This window comes from Pseudanabaena sp. FACHB-1998, assembly GCF_014696355.1.
Taxonomy (GTDB): Bacteria; Cyanobacteriota; Cyanobacteriia; order Pseudanabaenales; family Pseudanabaenaceae; genus Pseudanabaena.
On sequence record NZ_JACJQA010000008.1, the window covers coordinates 124997 to 143039 of the forward strand.

Below are 18043 nucleotides of genomic sequence, written 5' to 3' on the forward strand. Positions count from 1 at the left end.
TCCAGTGAAAAAACACATTTTATTCATTCTGCCCTACCTCAATCAAGGTGGTACGGAAAAGCAAGCCCTCAGCCTGATTGAAGGACTTGGTGATCGCTATAAAATTTCGCTCCTAGCACCCGATGGCAAAGGCGCACCCCAATTTCGCGCTTTGCCCATCTCCCAACGAGAATTTACAAGATGGGATTTTAATTTCTTTAAGGGTTTGCCTGAATTGCTCTCAGGAATTAAGGAAATTCAACAGGAACAAGCGATCGATCTTGTGCATGTGCATGGCGCTCATGAGTTGATGCTACCCGTCAGATTAGCTTTAGGGAAAGTGCCAATTATTTTTACAGTGCATGGCTATCATGGCGATAGCGCTCAATTCAGCTATCAAATGTCCTGTTGGTTTAGCAATCTGCTAGCAAATCAAGTCATTAGTGTCTGTGAGGCGGAATATAATCTGCTTAAAGAATTAGGACTAAATGAGAAAAAGCTCCATTTAATTTATAACGGAGTTAAAGAACCAGTTCTCAATGTCGATAAATCCTCTGAATTAGGGAAGAGATTTAATCTCGATCCTACCAAGCACATGATCCTTGGTACAGCCGCCCGCTTAAATGAAGCGAAGGGATTAACCTATTTACTGAAGGCTTTTGCTGCCCTCACCCACAGCCCCTCTACCCATGGAATAGGGGAGCGGGAGTTAAGATTAGTGATTGCTGGTACGGGTGATTTAGAAGCTTCCCTAAAGCAGGAAGCACAAGATATTGGCATAGGCGATCGCGTCATCTTTACGGGCTATCTGGACGATCTTCCCAACCTGATGCAGTTGTTTGATATCTTCGTACTTCCTTCCCTTCAGGAAGCTTGCAGTCTTGCCTGTGCGGAGGCGATGTCTCAGGCTAAACCCATTGTCGGAACCTGTGTTGGCGGTATCGCTGAACAGGTTAGCGATCGCCAAACTGGTTTTATCGTCATGCCTCGCGATCCTGATAGCTTAGCCACAAGTCTCGCCCAGCTAATTGCCGATAGAGATTTACGCGATCGCTTCTCCAAAAATGGCTATGCTCGCTTTCGCCAGATGTTCTCTAGCGAGATCATGCTTACAAAAACTGCGGATTTGTATGATGCAACATAACAAAATTTTCGCAGTACTGCGAAAACTTTGTTATGTTGCATATCCCACCCACGCCCAAAAATCTCCGCGATCGCCCACATCTCACCGTCAGTCGTCATAAACTTATGATCCTTAGAGCTTTAAGGCGATCGTCATTTTCTAGCTCATATTCACTACAAGCTCAAATAATCTGATACAGAAATAATTGCAATATCTTGAAATGGATTTAATACAAGTAAATCTTGATCGCTAGTGATGATGTAGTTAGCTTTGCCATTGACAGCCAGTTCTAGAAATTTGTCGTCTTTGCGATCGTGACAAGCTTTAATTTTTTGAACGATTTGCACATTTTCTACACTTGTCTTGGAGTAGATCCCTTAAATAGAGCAGCAGTTAAAATTACATTAGAGTCAAGGACTATCCTGATTTTACTCATTGATGATTGCCTGTAAAATCTCTGGAGTTAATCCATTAGATACAGCTTCATCACTAAGTCTATCCATTGTGTTTTGTAATTTACTGATTTTCAAGGCTTGTCTCATCCATTGATTGAGCCATGCTTGAATCTGTTGTTGTTGTTCTGGTTGTGAAGATTGAAATGCTTGGGCAATATCTTCATCTATTTGGATCGCGATCGTTTTCATGGTTTTTATCCTCACTCATTTAATTTTAAGAATTCTTGTTTTGGGTGATTATATGGTCAAAAATCTTTTCACAGATAGCTTTCAAATCATCTGTCAAAGCCCATTCAAGATTTTTCATGATTTTGACAGCGTTATCACAGACTGTTCCTTTGTAATAGGATGTGAATGTTCCTGATTCTGCGGCGAAGAGTGAATTTGTTGATAATGGCAAAAGATTATCAAGATATGACCCGATAGGTGTGTCTAATCTTGCATAGTCTTGATATTGGATGAGATCAGTATTGCCTCCATATTTTTTAAATTGTTTTGCAACAACTTGTCGAAGTACCTCAGCAGGAATCAGATTCTCAATTTCCTTTACATGCAATGCAAGAAATCTATTTCCTAGCATTTCCTCATAAATTGCTTTGCGATTCCCTTTGATCTCAGAGCCAATATCACCATCAGCAATAAGAAAAGCTTGAGCGCAGATGTAACTAGCTTTCATGTTGTATGTATCATCGTCATCTGGATCGAAATTCCAGTGAGTTAAATTTGCACCTTGATATTCTACAAATGAGTAATGGTAATCTTCTTTGAGTTTAATTAACTGCCTATATTTTTGAGGATCGCTACGCTCTAGCTCATCAATATATTTTTTCATATAAGCTTTGAGATATAGGCGATCTGTTATGCCTTCAACCCAAATTGTTGCATTGGTAATAAATACGGATGAATTTCTTACTCCTAAGTCAAGGAGTATCTGTCTATCGTGTGGTGAGGATGGGCGAATATGATGCTGTGGCTTGGAATCTTCGTGTTTAGAGAAATGGAATACTGAGATATTGGCAAAGTCAATTGTCATATCTAAAAAATGATTTGAGTGGGAAGTGATGAAATATTGATGCTGATCATATTTTGATAACACTTCTAAGAATGATCGCTGCATTGATGGATGCATAAACATATCAGGCTCTTCTATAAAGAAAAGACACCTTGTTTCTTTTTCCATAAAAATATTAAAAGTACAAATAATTAGATTTTGTAAGCCGTCACCCAATTCATAAATAGGATACTGAGGCTCATTCCCAATTTTTATATGAACTACTTTTGGACTCTTCTCTTTTGGTATTAATGTAACTGGCTTGTTCTCAAAAAAATTAATTGACAAAAAGTCTTCAAATTCTTTAACTAACTTTCTCTCATCAGGTTCACCAAGTAGTTTCTCTTTTAGTGTTTGATATAGTTCAAGCCCTGTGAATATTTTCATGTTCTGTGCTAGGGTATCTTTCTTAAAATAATCTTCCCTTGTTCTATCAGCGTATAAATTCAAATGCTGATTATCTATATTTAGAGGACGCATCCCTCTAAGTATAGGAATATAGTATCGATTCTCATTATTTAAATTGTCATTCAATAAATCAATATTTAATTTTTTAAAATATGTAATAATATCATCAAATTCTTTGTTAAATTTATTAACAACTTCGATAATTCCAAATATAGTGATTGCATCTCTACTACCAATAATTTCGTCATAAGTTCTATGAATTAATTGCTCATCTTTATAATTTATTTCAAAATGCTGAGTAGGATATAAACCTTCAAATCTGTCCTTAAGATTAGAAAGATCATTTAATAGTTTAAATGCTATTTTAAATATTGGTTCTCTAGAACAAATAAAATCTTTGTTTTGAGAAGATAAAATTTCTTCGATATAATTAAATCCTATGCCTTCTACTGCAAATATACCGTCCTTAAAAGCATCTTTAAATTCATTATTAAACCTCTCAAGAAAATTGCAGAATTGTTTGTTAGAATATTTATTTGTGTTATACAAAAAGTCGGAGAGAGAAAATATTGATCTAAGTAGTCTACTTTTTCCACAATTATTTGTACCTATAAAAATATTTATTGAAGAGAGTAAAAAGGTTGATTTAGGCTCACCAACTAAATAGTTTAAAAATGGTTCTTCAGAAGGTAAAAGTATTTCAGTGTATTTAATCTTCTCTTCCATAATTTTTTAGATAGCTTGGATAAGTTCCTGCACAGAAATTTATTGTCGGGTTACCTGTAGTCCAATATCAGATTTTTCAATAGTAACTTGCATCGCTTTTAATCGTTAACTATAGCTTGAAAAACTTATATGCTCTGATTTTACCTTAAAATAAGGGATCGCCCTGCCAATTTGGGATGATGGATATAGGCGATCACCATCTATGAACAAAATTATTGAGTTATGCTTATACAACAAAGAGGGTTAAGTTATGACAATCAAAGAACAACTGATCCGCGAAATCGAGCAAACACCTGAAGCATTACTAATCCAATTTATGCAAGTGTGGCGATCTATTAAGAAAACATCTAAAGTTAATCAATCACCCACCACAATCTCCGAATTTTTTCGACAATCTCCCCTTGCAGAACTTGCTGCCACTGGAGAGCTAGACCTTAGCAGAGATAAAAGTCTATCGCCTGATCGATGGAGTTCTTTAAACTCTAGTTACTCGTAATGAAAAAGATTTTGCAGGGATAGAAATAACTATTGCGAATCCTTGGACTATTTAAAACAATCCATAGCGATCGCCTTGATTACTCACAACTTAAACACTAGGTTAATAACGCCTCAATTTTGCCGATAACTTCATCAATAATATTCTCAGAAGCCTTCTCAATAAAATCTATCTTTCTCGCTTGCCAATCTAAACTCTTAATCTGATCAGCAAGAATCACTCCCTTAGTCTTTGTATCCATGAGTAGAACTTCAAACTTCCATCCCTTAGTTTTAGAAGTAATCGGACAAAGCAGAGCCAAGCTTGACCTTTGGTTATAAGCGATCGGCGAAATCACAAAAGCAGGACGATGCCCAGATTGTTCATGTCCCGCTTGTGGATCGAAATCTAGCCAAACAATATCACCTCGCTCTGGAATGTATAGCTTTACCACGCCTCATTCCCAACAGAAACACCTGTAGAAATTTCTGCATGGCGATGCTCAGAGGTCATGCCATCCAGTAATTCATCTAAGGTATATTTCTTACGCCGATGCGGTGTCAAAACAATCTTGCCATCAATAATATCAATACTGATTTCGCTTCCAGCTTGAATTTGAACCTGTTCAGCTATAGCTTGCGGAATGCGTATAGCCAAACTATTACCCCACTTAGCGATCGCGGCAGTCATAAAAATCACCTTCAATGTATCTATATTGTATCTACATTAGCTTAATTCACAGCTCATATCAGCATTATGTAGATATAAATTTACGATTTTCGGTTGATTTAAAGGCGATCGCCTTGCCAATTGGTGATGATGGTGTAGAGCGATCGCTTTTCAAGTTTGTTTTGCCACAACCACATCTAACCCGCGCTCAAAAATCTCATCGATCGCCAGCATCTCGCCATCAGTCGTCATGAACTTATGATCCTTAGTAGCTTTGATGCGATCGCCATTTTCTAATTCATATTCAAAAACTTCTTGCTGACCGCGATCGTGCCATTTGGCGATCACAAGTTACGATAGACTTCATCATCATTGCGTTTACCCACTCTAAAAATCCGAATTTCTCCATCTTCCAGAGTATAGAGAATCCGATACTCACCAGAATCGACACGATAACCATTAGGATAGCCTTTCAAAGCCTTACAGTCCTGTGGTTGAGGATTTTCTAGTAGGGCAAAAATCTTAGTTGCAATTTGTTTGAACTGTTTTGGTTGTAAATCAGCGAGGGATTTTTTCGCATCTCTAGCAAATTGCAATATGTAGCGATCGCTCATACTTTTGCAAAATCTTCTAATCGAACCTCTACATTATGAGCAATATTGTGAGCTGAAATAACTTGCTCAAAGCCAAAAAACTCATCATTACTAGCAACAGCTTGTTTTAGAAGCTTGCTATCGATCGCATCTTCTAATGCCTCAAGCAAATTTACCAAATAGTCATAATGAATCATTGCCACCACAGGCTTACCTTCTGACTCAATCACGATTTGAGTTTGGTGATCGCTTACCTCATGGACAAGTTTGGATAGCTCTGTGCCAATATTTCCTATTTGCAGAACATTAACCATTAGTTTTTAATCCCAAAGATTATATTCGTTTAGATATTATCATCTTACTTTAATTCAAGTTAAACCGCGATGTATGAATCGCCTTTCAAGTTTGTTTTGCCACCGCTAAATCTAACCCGCGCTCAAAAATCTCATCGATCGCCAGCATCTCGCCATCAGTCGTCATGAACTTATGATCCTTAGTAGCTTTGATGCGATCGCCATTTTCTAATTCATATTCAAAAACTTCTTGATTACCGCGATCGTGCCATTGAGCGATTGGTTGAGTATAGACAAATCCATTCTCATCAACACTGTAAACCTGACACTCAATTTGATGCTCTACGATTTTACCGATAGGCATTAAGCCAAATTCCACAGTTCGCACTAATGTATCGTAACTGAGACAATATTCTGCAAAAATCACCATCTGATCGAAGAGATCGTTAGAAATCTCAGACCTAATGCCATTCTTAGCACAACCATCAAGGAAAATAGAACGTTGTTTTTCCATTTCTTCAGGCTTCTTTTTACCCATCGCCCGCCGCAATAAATCCGCCGCACCAAGGGAATATCCCGCCAGATCCTGAGCCATTTTCATGATTTGCTCTTGATAACAAAGCACTCCATAAGTGTTGTTCAGTATAGGTTCCAGCGTATGATGCTGATACTCGATCGCTTCTCGACCATGTTTACGATTAATGAACTTAGGAATTAGTCCTGCATCCAAAGGACCGGGACGATAGAGGGCAAGAATTGAAGAAATATCTTCAATATTGGAAGGCTTGAGATCCTTTACGATCTGTTTCATGCCTGAAGATTCTAATTGGAAGACACCTTCAAGATCGCCTTTTTCCAATAGTTTATAGGTTTTTTGATTTGCCTCAGTGGACATGTCGGGGGCGATCGCATCGATATGAAAATTCGGATCTTGATTGCCACGAATTAATGCACTCGTATGCTCAATCGTGGTTAAGTTCCGTAATCCCAAGAAGTCCATTTTTAATAGACCCAGAGATTCTAAATCTTCCATTGTGTATTGGGTGACGACTTGACCTTCATTACTGCGCTGCAATGGTACAACTTCATCAAGAGGAAATGGCGAAATCACCACACCTGCCGCATGGACTCCAGAGCTTTTGTTCACGCCTTCGATTCGCATTGCCATGTCTAGCCATTCAAAGACTTTAGGATCATTTTTATAGCGATCGCGAAACTCTGGAGCTGGCGATTCTTCGGAAATCATTACCTTTAATTTCGCAGGCTTACCACGCGAAACGGGAATCATTTTCGCCATCTTATCGGATTCGCTGTAGGACACATCTAGCACCCTTGCCACATCTTTGAGAACTGCTTTAGATGTCAGGCGGTTAAAAGTGACAATCTGGGCGACTCGTTCCTGTCCATAGCGTTGGGTAACATAATCAATCAACTCGCCACGGTGATCGATACAGAAGTCGGTATCAATATCAGGCATTGACTTCCGTTCAGGATTGAGAAATCTTTCAAATAGAAGTCCATGATGGATCGGATCAATATTGGTAATTCCTAGCGAATAGGCAACCAGCGAACCTGCGGCACTACCACGCCCCGGCCCAACGGGAATCTGTTTATCTCTGGCGTATTTGATATAGTCCCACACCACAAGGAAGTAAGTAGCAAAGCCCATTTGCATGATGATTCCCAATTCAAACCGCAAGCGCTCTTGATAGTTTTGAGGGATTTCTGCATGGGTTTTGACATTAAACCTCTGGAGTAGTCCTTGCCATGTTACTTCTTCAAAATAAGTATCCGCAGTATGTCCTTCAGGAATCGGATAGTCCGCTGCGCGAGGATCACGCATGAGGTCGTAGGGTTTGACTTTATTTGCCGCATGGAGAGTGTTTGCCAATGCCTCTTCAATTAAGTCATCTTCCAAATGATCGCGAAACAACTGTTTCATCTCGTCATAGGATTTGAGATATTCCATACCGCTATAACGGAGGCGCTTCTCGTCAGAAATCAGTTTTCCAGTTTGGATACAGAGCAATGCATCATGGGCTTCCACATCGGAACAGGAAGTGAAGTGAGAGTCATTGGTGGCAATCACGCGAATATCTAATTCTTTTGCAATCTTGAAAATCTCCACATTCACAATTCGATCTTCTTGATAGCCGTGATCTTGAATTTCCAAATAATAATCATCCCCAAAATGTTCTTTATACCAAGCCGCCACCCGTCGCGCTTCTTCATGATCGCCTTTCATGATCGCCTGTGGAACTTCTCCTGCTAAACATCCAGAAGTAAGTATCAATCCTTCTTTATATTGCAGAAGATAATCTTTACTGATACAAGGACGGGCGAACATCCCTTTACCCTGAAAACCTTGTAAATGAGAAATAGAAGTTAGTTTGACGAGATTACGATAGCCCTGTGTATCTTTAGCGAGAACGCATTGATGATATTTTTTTCCTTCTTTGTCTCCTCTCTTATATTGTTTAGTAATGTCGCCATTCAAGACATACATTTCATTGCCAATAATTGGCTTAATCCCCTTAGATTTACAGGTTTTGATCAGCTCGATCGCCCCATACATGACTCCATGATCAGTCAAGGCGATCGCGGGCATTCCTAGTTCTACAGCGCGGCTAACTAGATGGGGAATTTGGCTTGCCCCATCTAGCAAGCTATATTCAGTATGAACGTGCAGCCCAACAAATCCAGTCATAGCAATCTCTAACATCAAATCTAGAACTATAGATTAACATGGGTCTATAGCCGATCGCCTATCTAACTTGTCGCATTGCGCTCTAGGGTCGATAGGGGGCGATCGCCTATCTAAAAGATCTTGTAAAATGTGACAGTTGATCTAAGCATTGATCGATTAATATCAATTCATAAAAGTGCATCAACACTTTTATAGCTGGGATGATTTGCATTAGGACAAATCAAAACCTAAGAAGCGAGTGGCGGCGCTTCGCGCCGCCACTCGCTTTTGGTTTTGTGTTCTAACAAAATGGCAACAGCTATATGAATTAAAAACCAAATCCCGTAAGGTTTTTCAAAACTAAAAAATAGCACCGCCATTTTTAATTTTGAAAAACCTCAGACTAGCGATCGCCTAAATTTTAAAACGAGAATCATGACTTCAAGCTCCCAAAACCACCCCACCTTTTTACTCGTTGACGGACATTCCCTCGCGTTTCGCGCCTTTTATGCCTTTGGTAAACATCCCGAAGGCGGCTTGCGAACCTCCACAGGAATCCCCACCAGCGTTTGTTTTGGCTTTTTGAAGGCATTAATCGAGATGCTCGATCGCGAAAAACCTGCTGCGGTGGCGATCGCCTTTGACCTTGCTCAGCCCACTTTTCGCCATGAAATTGACGATACCTATAAGGCGAATCGCTCGGAAACCCCTGAAAGCTTTATTCCTGATATTCAAAATCTCCAGAAAGTTCTCGCCGCCATGAATCTGCCAGCAATTACCCAAGCAGGTTTTGAAGCGGATGATGTTTTGGGAACGCTTTCACAAGCAGCGAGTGCAGAGGGTTACACCGTCAAAATCTTAAGTGGCGATCGCGATTTGTTTCAGTTAATTGATGCCGAAAAGCGCATTTCCGTACTGAACTTGGGACAGAAGGATAAGATTGTGGAATACCATGCCGATCAAGTGAAAGAAAGGCTTGGCGTATTACCTACGCAGGTTGTGGACTATAAAGCCCTCTGCGGTGATGCTTCTGATAATATCGCTGGTGTTAGGGGAATTGGTGAGAAAACTGCGATTAAATTAATTGAAGAATATGGCAGTTTAGAGAATATTTTAGCGGCTATCCCCACGATGAAGGGAGCGATTAAAATTAAGTTGGAGCAAGGGATTGAGGATGCTAGACATTCGCAATTCATGGCAACAATTAAGACTGATGTGCCGCTTCCTGTGGCGATCGCTGATTGTAAGTTGACAGGTTTTGATACGGAGCATTTGATTCCGCTATTAGAAGAACTTGAACTTAAAGCTTTTGTAAATAAAGTTGATCAGATTCAGGCGAAGTTGTCGGGGAACTATGAAGAGAAGCCCTCACCCCCAGCCCCTCTTTCAGTGGGAGAGGTTAGCAAAATATCATCTCCGAATGGAGAGGACGAGGAGTTGTGGTTCGATTTTGCCAAGCAAGAGGAAAATAAGGCGATCGCGGCTACTGCTTCTTTAAAATTAGATGTGCAGATTATCGACACAATTTCCAAATTAGAGGATTTATGCAAAATCCTGACCAAAAAACAACCGACGGCATGGGATACGGAAACTTCGGCACTAAATCCCTTTGAGGCGGAATTAGTTGGTATTGGCTGCTGTTGGGGTGAGTCAATTAGTGAGGTTGCTTATATTCCCTTAAGTCATAGTGCAGGACAAAACCTAAAATGGGAAGAAGTAAGAGCGATTCTCAAACCGATTCTCGAAGATCCTAGCTATCCCAAATATTTGCAGAATGCCAAGTTCGATCGCTTAATGTTTAAATCCGCAGGGATTGAACTAGCAGGCGTGGTATTCGATACAATGATCGCTAGCTATGTCATCGATCCCGAAGCAAGTCATAAGCTTGATGATCTAGCGATGGAATTACTGCAAATCCGCACCGTTAGTTATAAAACCCTCGTTGGCAAACTTAAATCGATCGCGGAAATAGATATCCCCTCCGTCGCTCAATATTGCGGCATGGATACTTATATCACCTATCATATTCAACCAATTTTAGAAGAGAAGTTAAAAGCTGTTCCCAAATTGTGGGACTTGTTCCAAAACTTGGAAATGCCCCTAGAGCCAATTCTTGCCGAAATGGAATGGCGTGGGATTAGAATTGATAAAAATTATTTGGGGACTTTCTCCAAGGAACTCGAAAAAGACTTAGATGCTTTAGCGATCGCTGCCTATCAGCAAGCAGGACAAGAGTTTAACCTAAATTCTCCCAAGCAATTAAGCGAAATTTTAATCGAACTCCTTGGCGAAAAATTCACTAAGAAATCGCGCAAAAGCAAAACAGGCTACTCCACCGATGTCGCTGTTCTCAATAAATTAGAGGGCGATCATCCTCTTATTGACACAATCCTCGAAAACCGCACTCTTGCAAAGCTTAAATCTACCTATGTCGATGCTTTGCCCTCGCTGATTCAACCTAAAACGGGGCGTGTGCATACCGATTTTAATCAAACTGTTGCCTCAACTGGGCGTTTGAGCAGTTCTAATCCGAACCTCCAAAATATTCCTATTCGTACTGCTTTCAGTAAGCGGATTCGGGCAGGATTTTTGCCCAAGGAAGATTGGATTTTACTAGCTGCCGACTATTCGCAAATTGAACTGCGAATCCTTGCTCACTTGAGCCAAGAGCCAGAATTGATGAGAGCCTTTAATGCTGATGAGGATGTACATACGGTTACAGCACAACTGCTGCTAGAAAAGGAAGAAGTAACTAGCGATGAACGTCGCCTTGCCAAAATCATTAACTACGGTGTGATCTATGGCATGGGAGCGCAAAAATTTAGCCGTGATATTGGCGTGCCTGTAAAAGTAGCGAAGCAATTCATTGAGAAGTTTAACCAACGCTATGAACGAATCTTTACCTATATGCAGAGCGTGGAAGCGGAGGCGGAACGGGATGGCTATGTGCAGACTGTACTAGGCAGAAGGCGCTATTTCCACAATATCAAAGATATAGGCGGCTATCAAAAGGCAGCTTTGTTGCGATCGGCGGTAAATGCACCGATACAGGGAACTAGCGCTGATATTGTAAAACTTGCCATGCTTAGAGTGCATGATCTTCTCAAAGACTATCAAGCGCGATTGCTGTTGCAAGTCCATGATGAATTAGTATTTGAGGTTCCGCCTGATGAAGTTGCAGAATTGCAGCCGAAGATCAAATTAGCAATGGAAACAGCATTAGAGCTTTCAGTAAAAATCGAGGTGGATATTCACACTGGCAAAAATTGGATGGAAGCCAAATAAAAGCCATTTGTGCTGTGCTTTGCACAGCACAAATGGCTTTTATTTGGAGTTTTACGGACAAAAGGTTGTAGACTAGAATACTGTGTGAAATTTTGTAATTAGTAAATACCACTATGTTTTGGGCGGATAAATTTGCAGCAGATGCAAGCGGCGATCGCATTATAGTTAACGATTCCAAAACCCCCTCTGGGCGAGTTCATGTCGGCTCATTGCGGGGTGTAGTAATTCACGATGCCATCTATCGCGCCCTCAAACACGCAGGCAAACCTGTCACCTTTACCTACGGCGTAGACGACTATGACGCACTCGACACCGTACCCCATTACTTAGACAAAGAAAAATTTTCGCCCTACCTCGGCTATCCTCTTTGCAATGTGCCTTCCCCAGACGAAGTGGCGGCTCCCGATTATGCCAAATACTTCATGGGCGAATTTTTAGAAGTATTTGAGCATTTGGGTGTGCGTCCTGAAGTTTATTATTTGCGAGACATCTACCGTTCAGGCAAGATGAATCAGTATATTGATTTGTTTTTAAATAACGCTCACCTCGTCCGCGAAGCCTACAAAGAAGTCAGCAAAGCCGATCGCCCTGACAATTGGTATCCCTTCCAAACTATCTGTGAAAACTGCGGCAAAATTGCCACCACCGTAGTTACCGATTACAAAGATGGCAAGGTTTTCTATACCTGTCAGCCCGATGCGATGAACTACGTCAAGGGTTGCGGTCATTCGGGTTGGATGTCGCCCTTTGATGGCAAGGGCAAATTACCTTGGAAAGTGGAATGGGTCGCCAAATGGGAAGTTGTCGGTGTATCTATTGAGCTAGCAGGAAAAGACCATTCTCAAAAAGGTGGTTCCCGTGATGTGGCTAACTCCATTTGTCGCAAGGTTCTCAAAAAGAATCCGCCCACCCATGCTCCTTACGAATTTATTTTGGTAAATGGAACGAAGATGAGTTCCTCTAAGGGAGTTGGCTCTAGCGCTAAGGAAATTGCCGATCTTTTACCGCCAGAGTTGCTCCGCTTCTTGATGTTGCGGACACAGCCTCGCAGTGTGATTAATTTCATGCCCAACTACGAGACGATCACCCGCCTCTTCCGTGACTACGACAATCTGATTGATAAATATCAGGCGGATACAGTTAAAGACGAAAAAGCGCAGGAAGAATTAGTTCCTCTCATTTATTCGCAATTGAATACGGAGGAAAAGGTGGACGGCTATCAAGCCTTTGATATCACCACTTTGATCTCACTCTTGCAAATTCCGCACCTTGATATTGAGGCAGAAATCGTGGCGCGTAGTCCTAATCCCCTCAGCGATCGCGATTGGGTGGTGGTACGCGATCGCATTCGGGTAGCGCAAAAGTGGCTCCAAGACTATGCCGACGAAGAAGAGAAGTTAGTTCTCTATTTAGATTCATTGCCTGAAAAAGCAAAGAATCTCTCGGCGGAGCAGATCGGCTACCTTGAGGCTTTGGCAACAAATCTAGCGGGAGATGTGAATTGGGAAGGCGAAGAACTACAAACTTTGCTATTCAGCACTTCTAAGCAGGTTGCCATTTCCCAAAAAGATGCTTTTGCGGCGGTGTACTTTACGTTCTTAAATAAGGAAAGGGGTCCTAAAGCAGGAAGTTTACTTTCTTATCTAGATAAAGCTTTTGTGATTCAGCGCATTAAAGACGCGATCGCCAGCAATCTTGCCACTGCATAAAAAGAGAGACTCGCTTTGCGAGCCTCTCTTAGTTAAATAAAGGACTCACGCAGTGAGTCCTTTATTTTTAAGCCGATAGTTTATCGGCAATCAACTTATTCGTGGATTGGGGTTCAGCACGACCTTGGGTTTTCTTCATCACTTGCCCCACAAAGAAACCTAACAGCTTAGTCTTACCGCCCTTATATTGTTCAACCTCCTTCGGATTCGCTGCAATTACCTCATCGATAATTTTTTCTAAGTCAGCACCCGCAAGAACGGTTAAGCCCTTAGCTGCGACCAATTCCTTCACCGAGCCACCTTTGACAATTAGCTCAGGCAAAATATCTTTCGCAATCTTGCTGCTGATCGTACCGTCAGCAATTAAGCCAATCATTTCTGCCAAAATCGCTGGCGTTAGGGCAATGCCGCCAATTTTGAGCTTATTTTCATTGAGATAAGCGGTAACATCACCCATGACCCAATTAAATACTTGCTTCGGCTCCGCACCTGCGGCGATCGTGGCATCAAAAAATTCGGCAATGCTGCGATCGTCGGCAATCAAAGCGGCATCGTAAGGCGTTAGCCCGAACTCATCATGATAGCGCTGACGCAATTCATTGGGCAAAGTAGGAAGTTCTGCACGATATTGCTCTAAGGTACTGAGGGGAACTTCGATCGCCATCAGATCTGGCTCAGGGAAATAGCGATAATCGCTCGCCCCTTCCTTAGAACGCATACTAATTGTGCGTTGCGAGTTTTCTTCCCAGAGACGAGTTTCTTGCTTAATCGGTTCACCCGTAGCGATCGCCTCAATTTGCCGATGAATTTCAAAATCGATCGCCCTTTGAATGGCATTGAAGGAGTTCATATTTTTGATCTCCACCTTCGTGCCGAACTGCTCTTGTCCCACTGGACGCACAGAAATGTTTACGTCACAACGTAGCGATCCCTCTTGCATATTGCCATCGCACACACCGAGATAACGCAAAATCCGCCGCAATTCCTGCGCGTAAGCAGCCGCCTCTACGCCCGATCGCATATCTGGCTCCGATACGATTTCGCAAAGGGGAACCCCTGTCCGATTGAAGTCCACCAAGGAATGACTAGATCCCGACAGGCGATCGCTACCGCCATGCACCAACTTACCCGCATCCTCTTCCATGTGGAGGCGCGTAATGCCAATGCGCTTAGTTGTGCCATCTTCAAGCTGAATTTCTAGCCAACCATGCTCCGCGATCGGCAGGTCGTATTGTGAGACTTGATAATTTTTAGGAAGATCGGGATAAAAATATTGTTTGCGATCAAACTTACTATGAGGGGCAATTTGACAATTTAGGGCTAGCCCCGATTTCACTGCATATTCTAAAACTTTTTCGTTTAATACAGGCAATACCCCCGGCATACCAAGGCACACAGGACAAACATTCGTATTTGGGGTTGAGCCAAACTGGGTTGAGCAATTGCAAAATATTTTGGAGTTTGTGGTCAACTGACAGTGAGTTTCTAACCCAATTACAGCTTCGTATTGTGTTTTTGCTGTCTTATCTTGTGTCTTAGTAGAGGCAGTTGCAGTCATAGCTGGTGATTTTGAGATGTGATTTCTAGAAAGGCTGACTTAGTTATGACTTACTATTATAGCGATCGCTGAATCCCCGCAATACTTTCTTAAAAATGATCAACAATCTCCATCGCTAAAATAATCCCAATTCACGAAATGGCTCCGTCATTTTGGTTTTTGGTATAAGTAAGCTGGGTTAAAGATTGGGATACCTATTTCGTGATTTTATTTCATTATTCAATTATTTTATTAATACATGATCAAGAAAGACGGATGGTTTCGGATTGCCTTGCGATGGAAAGGATCAGTAGTTCCAGAGGTTTTACCGCGATCGCTAATGTGCGGAATATTTGGCGTTTTTATCTATATCCTTTATCTATATCAAGTTCCCGTATCTCTGCCCATCCTTGGTGGCATTATTCCCAATATCGTCTTAGGCTTGTTATTGGTATTTCGGACCAATACTGCCTATGAACGCTTTTGGGAAGGACGCAAGGCTTGGGGTAACTTGGTTAATACTATTCGCAATTTATCTCGACAAATTTTAGTGGCGATCGCCGAAGACGAGCCAAGCGATCGCCAAGCCAAAATTGCGGCAGTGAAGCTATTGCCCGCCTTTGCGATCGCCTTAAAGTTGCATTTGCGATCGCAACCTGTTAAGGCGGAATTAGCCGCAAATTTATCTGCGGAGCAGTTTGAACGGCTTAAAACCATGAATCATCCACCTCTTGAAATTGCCTATTGGCTGAGCCGCTATCTGCAAGATCAAGCCCAGAGAGAAAAGTTAGATCGGTATCAGCTTAATGACATGATTCAACTTTTGCATCAAATGGTGGATGCTGTGGGTGTCTGTGAACGGATATTGAGAACGCCTATGCCCTTAGCCTATTCCATTCATTTGAAGCAATTGTTAATGCTCTATAGTTTTTCGCTTCCTTTTCAAATGGTGGAGCAGTTGCAATGGATGACTCCTCCGATTGTGGCTTTAATCAGTTTTACTTTGTTGGGAATAGAAGAAATTGGGATTCAGATTGAAGATCCCTTTGGGCATGATGCCAATGATTTACCGTTGGATGCCATTTGCAATACGATGATGCGAAATATTGAAGATTTAATTTTAGTCAGTAGCGTTGATGGCTTAGCTATAAAATAAAGAAGTAATTTTGGAATGGCGCGACAAAGTCGCGCCATTCCAAAATTACTTCTAATACCAATCACGAAAGTAGAACAACACTTTTGTGAATTAAAAATTAAATTTAGTAAGGTTTTTTTATTTTGTATAGCTATGGTCACTTACCTTAGGACAAATCAAAACCCAAGAAGCGAGTTGCGGCGCGAAGCGCCGCAACTCGTCCTCTGGTTTTGTGTCCTAATAAGAATGGCAACAGCTATATAAGGTAAATTTGACCTAGAGCCAAGCATCTATCCCGATCGCAACAGTTAACTATGAATATTATCGTCAAGCTGCGCCGCCAAACTTCCCGCGATAGCCAACCCAGCTATCAAACCTTTGAGATTGAAGCTGATCCCGATCGCACGACTGTACTGGATGTGTTGATTCGGATTCAGAGTGAGCAGGATGGGTCAATTGGATTTCGGCGCAATTGTCGCAATGCCATTTGTGGTTCCTGCGCGATGCGGATTAATGGGCGTTCGGGCTTAGCTTGTCAAAAGCATGTTAGCGAAGTGATGGGTGATCGCGATGAGGAATTGGTAATTGAGCCAATGCAAAATCTGCCTGTAATTAAGGATCTGATCGTCGATATGACCAAGTTTTGGAATAATCTCCAAAAGGTTGATCCCTATGTATCGACGGCTTCGCGACAGATTAGTAAAACCGAATTTTTGCAAACCCCTGCTCAACGCGCCAAACTGCAAGCGGCAGCTAATTGTATTCTCTGCGGTTCTTGCTATTCGGAATGTAATGCCGCCGCAGTTAGCGATCGCTTTGTAGGCCCGCACGCTCTTGCCAAGGCTTATCGGGTGATGGCAGATAATCGGGACGATCGCACTGAAGCCAGAACAGAACAATATAATCAAGCGGGCTTTGTCTGGGATTGCACCCGTTGTTATAACTGCAATGAAGTTTGTCCAGTGGAAGTTCAACCGCTAGATCGGATTTCGCAAATTAAGCATGAAATTCTCGATAATCATGATTTGCCCGAATCCACAGCCCAGCGACATCGACATACCATGGTTGAGCTAGTGAAGGAAGATGGATGGATTGATGAAAGTAAATTTGGGGTGCGGGTAGTTGGAGATAATTTCAGAGATATTCAAGGATTATTAAGTATTTTTCCCCTTGGGATTCGCATGGTGTTGAGTGGCAAAATGCCCTATCCTTGGCAGTTCCAAAAGTCGGAAGGAGCTACGGAAGTAAAAGCACTAATTGAGGCGATCGCCTCCGCAAAAGATAAAGCAAACTAGATATTTTATAGTTGCGGCGAAGTCGCAACTATAAAATAGTTTTAATCGAGAGGAAGAAGATCTATGCAAATTCGGGTGGCAATGGAGGCAGACTTACCAGCAATCATTGAAATTTATAATGCTGCAATCCCGACCCGTCTTGCTACTGCCGATCTTGATCCAATTTCTGTCGATAGCCGCCGTGCTTGGTTTCGATCGCATGGCGATCGCTATCCCGTCTGGGTAATGACCATCGGCGGACATGATATCTACAGCGATCGCAACGAACAAATCATTGGATGGCTCAGTTTACAAATGTTTTATGGTCGCCCCGCCTATGCCAAAGCTGCTGAGGTGAGTATTTATGTCGCTCCTAGCTATCAAGGCAAAGGAATTGGCAAACAGTTACTCGCCCATGCGATCGCTAACTGTCCTAAGCTCGAAATCACTAAATTAGTGGGTTTTATCTTTGCCCATAATACTTGTAGCTTGCGCCTATTTAATAATTTTGGCTTTGAGCAGTGGGGATTTCTGCCACAAATTGCGGAACTTGATAAAGTGGAACAAAGCTTAGTCATTCTCGGGAAAAGCCTAGATAATTCCCTTTATTCTTGAGACTGTGGCGCACAAGCATTAGAACAAATC

The 18043-nt window shown here is 41.7% G+C and carries 17 protein-coding genes; 7 read left to right on the plus strand and 10 right to left on the minus strand.

Annotation, left to right across the window (positions count from 1 at the left end; genetic code table 11):
- Positions 1–4 precede the first annotated feature (4 nt).
- On the plus strand, positions 5–1123 hold the full coding sequence (locus H6F42_RS04325) for a glycosyltransferase (RefSeq protein ID WP_190398129.1): 1119 nt from the start codon (positions 5–7) through the stop codon (positions 1121–1123).
- Between the two features lie 152 nt (positions 1124–1275).
- Here the strand turns inward: H6F42_RS04325 and H6F42_RS21805 are convergent, their stop codons facing one another.
- The 3 genes from H6F42_RS21805 to H6F42_RS04340 form a co-directional block, all read right to left on the minus strand.
- Entirely contained in the window at positions 1276–1449 is a 174-nt protein-coding gene (locus tag H6F42_RS21805; RefSeq protein WP_347272283.1) for a putative toxin-antitoxin system toxin component, PIN family, read from the minus strand.
- An 81-nt stretch (positions 1450–1530) separates the two neighbouring features.
- Positions 1531–1746: a hypothetical protein gene (locus tag H6F42_RS04335; RefSeq protein ID WP_190398130.1), complete on the minus strand. Its 216-nt coding sequence runs from the start codon at positions 1744–1746 to the stop codon at positions 1531–1533.
- Between the two features lie 25 nt (positions 1747–1771).
- The gene (locus H6F42_RS04340; RefSeq protein ID WP_190398131.1) at positions 1772–3742 is read right to left on the minus strand and encodes an AAA family ATPase; all 1971 of its coding nucleotides are present in this window, start codon (positions 3740–3742) and stop codon (positions 1772–1774) included.
- 250 nt (positions 3743–3992) lie between these two features.
- On the opposite strand from H6F42_RS04340, the gene H6F42_RS04345 reads away from it, so the two are divergent.
- The gene (locus H6F42_RS04345) at positions 3993–4238 is read left to right on the plus strand and encodes a hypothetical protein (protein WP_190398132.1); all 246 of its coding nucleotides are present in this window, start codon (positions 3993–3995) and stop codon (positions 4236–4238) included.
- Between the two features lie 97 nt (positions 4239–4335).
- Here H6F42_RS04345 and mazF read toward each other — a convergent pair whose 3' ends face one another.
- The 6 genes from mazF to H6F42_RS04375 form a co-directional block, all read right to left on the minus strand.
- Positions 4336–4671, minus strand: a complete 336-nt coding sequence (gene mazF / locus H6F42_RS04350; protein ID WP_190398133.1) for an endoribonuclease MazF — start codon at positions 4669–4671, stop codon at positions 4336–4338.
- The gene (locus H6F42_RS04355) at positions 4665–4907 is read right to left on the minus strand and encodes an AbrB/MazE/SpoVT family DNA-binding domain-containing protein (RefSeq protein ID WP_190398134.1); all 243 of its coding nucleotides are present in this window, start codon (positions 4905–4907) and stop codon (positions 4665–4667) included. The genes mazF and H6F42_RS04355 overlap by 7 nt, the downstream gene beginning before the upstream one ends.
- 150 nt (positions 4908–5057) lie before the next feature.
- A complete protein-coding gene (locus tag H6F42_RS04360) occupies positions 5058–5234 on the minus strand; it encodes a hypothetical protein (RefSeq protein ID WP_190398135.1) in 177 nt (58 codons plus the stop codon).
- Positions 5231–5500 carry a type II toxin-antitoxin system RelE/ParE family toxin gene (locus H6F42_RS04365; protein WP_190398136.1) on the minus strand — a complete coding sequence of 90 codons (270 nt, stop codon included), beginning with the start codon at positions 5498–5500 and terminating at the stop codon, positions 5231–5233. The genes H6F42_RS04360 and H6F42_RS04365 overlap by 4 nt, the downstream gene beginning before the upstream one ends.
- Positions 5497–5793, minus strand: a complete 297-nt coding sequence (locus H6F42_RS04370; protein ID WP_190398137.1) for a type II toxin-antitoxin system prevent-host-death family antitoxin — start codon at positions 5791–5793, stop codon at positions 5497–5499. The genes H6F42_RS04365 and H6F42_RS04370 overlap by 4 nt, the downstream gene beginning before the upstream one ends.
- 85 nt (positions 5794–5878) lie before the next feature.
- Positions 5879–8479 carry a DNA polymerase III subunit alpha gene (locus H6F42_RS04375; RefSeq protein ID WP_199288897.1) on the minus strand — a complete coding sequence of 867 codons (2601 nt, stop codon included), beginning with the start codon at positions 8477–8479 and terminating at the stop codon, positions 5879–5881.
- Positions 8480–8893: 414 nt separating this feature from the next.
- Between H6F42_RS04375 and polA the strand changes: the two genes are divergently transcribed.
- Together polA and lysS are read left to right on the plus strand one after the other, a co-directional pair.
- Complete coding sequence (gene polA, locus H6F42_RS04380; protein WP_190398139.1) at positions 8894–11743, plus strand: DNA polymerase I; 2850 nt, start codon at positions 8894–8896, stop codon at positions 11741–11743.
- Between the two features lie 113 nt (positions 11744–11856).
- A complete protein-coding gene (gene lysS, locus H6F42_RS04385) occupies positions 11857–13452 on the plus strand; it encodes a lysine--tRNA ligase (RefSeq protein WP_190398140.1) in 1596 nt (531 codons plus the stop codon).
- Between the two features lie 67 nt (positions 13453–13519).
- On the opposite strand, the gene gatB is transcribed toward lysS, so the two are convergent.
- Entirely contained in the window at positions 13520–15010 is a 1491-nt protein-coding gene (gene gatB, locus H6F42_RS04390) for an Asp-tRNA(Asn)/Glu-tRNA(Gln) amidotransferase subunit GatB (RefSeq protein ID WP_190398141.1), read from the minus strand.
- A 238-nt stretch (positions 15011–15248) separates the two neighbouring features.
- Here gatB and H6F42_RS04395 point away from each other — a divergent pair, with 238 nt between their 5' ends.
- The 3 genes from H6F42_RS04395 (at position 15249) to H6F42_RS04405 (ending at position 18013) form a co-directional block, all read left to right on the plus strand.
- A complete protein-coding gene (locus H6F42_RS04395; RefSeq protein ID WP_190398142.1) occupies positions 15249–16145 on the plus strand; it encodes a bestrophin family ion channel in 897 nt (298 codons plus the stop codon).
- Positions 16146–16438: 293 nt separating this feature from the next.
- Positions 16439–17419 carry a succinate dehydrogenase/fumarate reductase iron-sulfur subunit gene (locus tag H6F42_RS04400; RefSeq protein ID WP_190398143.1) on the plus strand — a complete coding sequence of 327 codons (981 nt, stop codon included), beginning with the start codon at positions 16439–16441 and terminating at the stop codon, positions 17417–17419.
- A 63-nt stretch (positions 17420–17482) separates the two neighbouring features.
- A complete protein-coding gene (locus H6F42_RS04405) occupies positions 17483–18013 on the plus strand; it encodes a GNAT family N-acetyltransferase (RefSeq protein ID WP_190398144.1) in 531 nt (176 codons plus the stop codon).
- Positions 18014–18043 lie beyond the last annotated feature (30 nt).

Bases quoted from the DNA above. Each gene is read 5' to 3' on its own strand.
- H6F42_RS04335 (WP_190398130.1), bottom strand. From the start codon at position 1,746: ATGAAAACGATCGCGATCCAAATAGATGAAGATATTGCCCAAGCATTT.
- H6F42_RS04340 (WP_190398131.1), bottom strand. From the start codon at position 3,742: ATGGAAGAGAAGATTAAATACACTGAAATACTTTTACCTTCTGAAGAA.
- H6F42_RS04345 (WP_190398132.1), top strand. From the start codon at position 3,993: ATGACAATCAAAGAACAACTGATCCGCGAAATCGAGCAAACACCTGAA.
- H6F42_RS04355 (WP_190398134.1), bottom strand. From the start codon at position 4,907: ATGACTGCCGCGATCGCTAAGTGGGGTAATAGTTTGGCTATACGCATT.
- H6F42_RS04365 (WP_190398136.1), bottom strand. From the start codon at position 5,500: ATGAGCGATCGCTACATATTGCAATTTGCTAGAGATGCGAAAAAATCC.
- H6F42_RS04370 (WP_190398137.1), bottom strand. From the start codon at position 5,793: ATGGTTAATGTTCTGCAAATAGGAAATATTGGCACAGAGCTATCCAAA.
- H6F42_RS04375 (WP_199288897.1), bottom strand. From the start codon at position 8,479: ATGACTGGATTTGTTGGGCTGCACGTTCATACTGAATATAGCTTGCTA.
- polA (WP_190398139.1), top strand. From the start codon at position 8,894: ATGACTTCAAGCTCCCAAAACCACCCCACCTTTTTACTCGTTGACGGA.
- lysS (WP_190398140.1), top strand. From the start codon at position 11,857: ATGTTTTGGGCGGATAAATTTGCAGCAGATGCAAGCGGCGATCGCATT.
- gatB (WP_190398141.1), bottom strand. From the start codon at position 15,010: ATGACTGCAACTGCCTCTACTAAGACACAAGATAAGACAGCAAAAACA.
- H6F42_RS04395 (WP_190398142.1), top strand. From the start codon at position 15,249: ATGATCAAGAAAGACGGATGGTTTCGGATTGCCTTGCGATGGAAAGGA.
- H6F42_RS04400 (WP_190398143.1), top strand. From the start codon at position 16,439: ATGAATATTATCGTCAAGCTGCGCCGCCAAACTTCCCGCGATAGCCAA.
- H6F42_RS04405 (WP_190398144.1), top strand. From the start codon at position 17,483: ATGCAAATTCGGGTGGCAATGGAGGCAGACTTACCAGCAATCATTGAA.